At 70.8% G+C, this 3389-nt stretch carries 4 protein-coding genes and 1 pseudogene; 4 read left to right on the top strand and 1 reads right to left on the bottom strand.

The window, feature by feature from the left end; all coding sequences use genetic code 11:
• Nucleotides 1-146: 146 nt before the first annotated feature.
• Entirely contained in the window at nt 147-557 is a 411-nt protein-coding gene (locus tag MTQ10_RS29145; protein WP_247473390.1) for a rodlin, read from the bottom strand.
• A 260-nt stretch (nt 558-817) separates the two neighbouring features.
• Between MTQ10_RS29145 and MTQ10_RS29140 the strand changes: the two genes are divergently transcribed.
• From MTQ10_RS29140 to MTQ10_RS29125, 4 genes and pseudogenes are all read left to right on the top strand, one after another.
• Nucleotides 818-1228, top strand: a complete 411-nt coding sequence (locus MTQ10_RS29140) for a rodlin (RefSeq protein ID WP_247473389.1) — start codon at nt 818-820, stop codon at nt 1226-1228.
• A gap of 331 nt (nt 1229-1559) precedes the next feature.
• Nucleotides 1560-1787 (top strand): chaplin, encoded by a 228-nt coding sequence (locus tag MTQ10_RS29135; RefSeq protein WP_247473387.1) that lies wholly within the window; start codon nt 1560-1562, stop codon nt 1785-1787.
• 169 nt (nt 1788-1956) lie between these two features.
• Nucleotides 1957-3009, top strand: coding sequence for a chaplin (locus MTQ10_RS29130; protein ID WP_247473386.1), 1053 nt, complete (start codon nt 1957-1959; stop codon nt 3007-3009).
• Nucleotides 3010-3190: 181 nt separating this feature from the next.
• A pseudogene (locus tag MTQ10_RS29125) lies at nt 3191-3389 on the top strand (hypothetical protein); the annotation flags it as partial.

Here is a 3389-nt window from a genome sequence, read left to right as displayed (position 1 = left end):
CTTAGTCTGGGGGGCGCGGAGTTGTGTAAAAGAGACAGCCCGCCGCGGGCATGCGAACGGGCCGCCGGAGAACCGGCGGCCCGCATGCACGGCGGCCCGGCGACCGGGCCCCGGGCGCACCGCGAAGGTGCGCCCGTACGGCGACGTCAGTGGTTGCCGGCGCCGTTGCCCGACAGGGCGGAGATGTCGTCCAGGATGTGCGACAGCGGCTCGTCGCCCTTGGCCTGGGTGGAGTTCTCGACGCACTGCTGGTTCTGCGGCGAGGACAGAATCGGGATGTCCTGGACGCCGACATTGACGAGAGCGAGCAGCGACTGGGCGTTGACCTTCGCCGGCAGGCCGATGCAGGGCTTGTTGAAGGAGCCCTGGATGAGCGCCATCTGCGGGCTCATGTTGCCGTACGTGGCGGAGTTGCCGTACACCTGCGAGGCACCGTTGCCGCTGGCGGACGTGGTGCCGTTGTCGTTGCCGATGGCCAGGGCCTGCGGCGCGACGGCGGCGGAGGCGCCGACGACGGAAGCGGCGACCGCGGCGGTAGCCAGTACCTTCTTGATCACTTGCTTGTCCCTTCTGGAAAAACCCCGGTCCACCGGAGCGAACTGGTCAACTGCGCCCGGCCTGCTTGGTTTCTGCCATTCACTCCAATGGCCCACAGGATGCGGCGGACCGGGCCCCTTCCCCGTGCGACAGGGTTTCCGTGAATTCTCGTCTGCCACACGCACCGATCGGGTGAAGACCCGCAACCATTCCCCGTCCACCGGGTTGATGCGGAGGCAGGAACATGCGTCTTGGCCCGGTGCCAGGAAAGGAAAGCGAAATGCTGAAGAAGGCAATGGCCGCGGCGGCGGTCGCCGCCTCCGTCGTCGGTGTGTCGGCGGCGGCCGCGCCTCAGGCGCTTGCCATCGGGGACGACAGCGGCACCACGTCCGCCAGCGGCAACGGCGCGCAGAGCGCGTTCGGCAACTCCGTGACCAAGGGCGACATGAGCCCGCAGGCCACCCTCGTGCAGGGCTCGCTGAACAAGCTCTGCCTCGGCGTCCCGGTCAAGGGCAACGTCCAGTCCATCCTCGCCGCCGTCAATGTCGGCGTCCAGGACATCGACGTCCTGTCCTCGCCGCAGAACCAGCAGTGCGCCGACAACTCCACCCAGGCCAAGGGCGACGAGCCGCTGTCGCACATCCTGGACGACATCTCCGCCCTCTCCGGGAACGGCGTCCAGAACGGCTGAACCGGCCGGCCGGCAAACGCCCGGGCGCCCCGCGAATCCATTCCCGCGCGGGGCCGTCCGGGCTTTTCCGTGCTCGCGGCCCGCGCTCATTTCCTTCGCTTCCGTACACCGCTCAGGCGAATCGTTTCCCCTCTTCTGGCCCTCTTGTGTCAATTTTGTGAAGGCGTTCGAGTGAATTGTCCGGCGGCCCGCGTTCCACAGTTGCCCGGGCTGTCTATCTCTCGTTTGCAGCCTGCAGGTCATGGTGCGGGCCGTTCCGAATGTGCCCGCTCGGTTCCGCCCGCGAGGGCCGGGCCGTCACAAGTGCATGACCGCAGAGAAGGGAAATTCCATGAAGAAGACCGCTGCTGTCGTCGCAGGGCTGGTGCTGGCCCTCGGTGGCGCTGCCCCCGCCTTCGCCGACTCGGGCGCCGAGGGCGTCGCCGCGGGCTCCCCCGGCGTGCTGTCGGGCAACGTCGTCCAGGTGCCGATCCACATCCCGGTCAACGTCTGCGGCAACTCGCTCGGCGTGATCGCCGCGCTGAACCCGGCCCTGGGCAACGCCTGCGCCAACCTCTGACAGCTTCCCCGACAGCCGTACGGCTGTGGCAAGGCCGGCCTTGGACAACTTCTCTCCCGCTGCCCATGGCCGGCCTTCTCCTATTTCTTCGAGCAGGAAGACCACGAGATTGCGAAACACCCTGAGCAGGGGAATGGTCGTGGCCGCTGCCGCGACGAGCATTCTGTCCTTGTACGGTGGCTCCGCCCTCGCCGACACGCAGGCGACCGGCGCGGCGACGAATTCGCCGGGCGCGCTGTCCGGCAACGTGGCCCAGGCCCCGGTGGAGATCCCGGTCAACGCCTGCGGCGACTCGGTCGACGTGATCGCCGCACTCAATTCCGTCTTCGGCAACTCCTGCGCCGACGGCCCGGACCAGGGCGTGCACACCCTGCCGGCGCCCGCGGCGACGCACGGTCCGTCCTACGGTGACGACGACTCGGACGGCGGGTACGGCTCAGGCAGCGGGTACGGCTCGGGCGGCGGGTACGGCTCCGACGACAGCGACGACGACGGCGGATACGGCGGTGGCGGCGGTGGTCACACGACGCCTCCGCCCGGTGGTCACACGACGCCTCCGCCTGGCGGTCACACGACGCCTCCGCCGGGTGGTCACACGACGCCTCCGCCCGGTGGTCACACGACGCCTCCGCCTGGCGGTCACACGACGCCTCCGCCGGGTGGTCACACCAAGCCTCCGCACGGCGGCCACTCCACGCCTCCGCCGGGTGGTCACACCAAGCCTCCGCACGGCGGCCACTCCACGCCTCCGCCGGGTGGTCACACCAAGCCTCCGCACGGCGGCCACTCCACGCCTCCGCACGGCGGCCACTCCACGCCTCCGCACGGCGGCCACTCCACGCCTCCGCCGGGTGGTCACACCACGCCTCCGCACGGCGGCCACTCCACGCCTCCGCCGGGTGGTCACACCAAGCCTCCGCACGGCGGCCACTCCACGCCTCCGCACGGCGGCCACTCCACGCCTCCGCCGGGTGGTCACACCAAGCCTCCGCACGGCGGCCACTCCACGCCCCCGCACGGCGGCCACTCCACGCCTCCGCACGGCGGCCACGGTCACGGCGGCCACGGTGGTGACCACGGCGACCACGGCGACCACCACAAGCCGCCGGAGCTGCCGCACACCGGCAGCCAGGCCATGCTGGCCGCCTCCGGCGTCAGCGCCGCGCTGATCGCCGGCGGAGTCCTCCTGTACCGACGCGGCCGGACCGCGAACCGTCGGTAGAGCGCCGGGTGCCGGACGGCCCACGCCCGGCACCCGACTCCTCTCCACACGTTCCGCGCCGGCGCCGCGCCCGCTGACGACACCCGGAAGTCGTATCCGAAGTGGCGGCCACTCCTTCCATGTGACTGAGTGTCAGTACCTCTCGTAACGGACGGTGACGAGTGTGGAGAAAGGAGCAGGCATGACCCCACAGCAGCGACGCGCCCGGTGCCGGCGGCCGGCGATCGTCGCGGTCACGGTCGCCGTCTCGGCGGCCCTGGCCTCCGGTCCTGTGTTCGCCGTGGGCTCGGGGGCGGCACGGGTGGCCGATCCGCCGGCTCCGACCCCCACCGCGCCCACGGCTCAGGCCGCACCGCCGACCCCCGCGACGCCTCCGGCCC

It is taken from the genome of Streptomyces sp. XM83C (assembly GCF_023072675.1).
In the GTDB taxonomy this organism is placed as follows: Bacteria; Actinomycetota; Actinomycetes; order Streptomycetales; family Streptomycetaceae; genus Streptomyces; species Streptomyces thermocoprophilus.
Note: the sequence above shows the minus strand (reverse complement) of the source record. Positions and strands in the feature narration are given on the sequence as shown.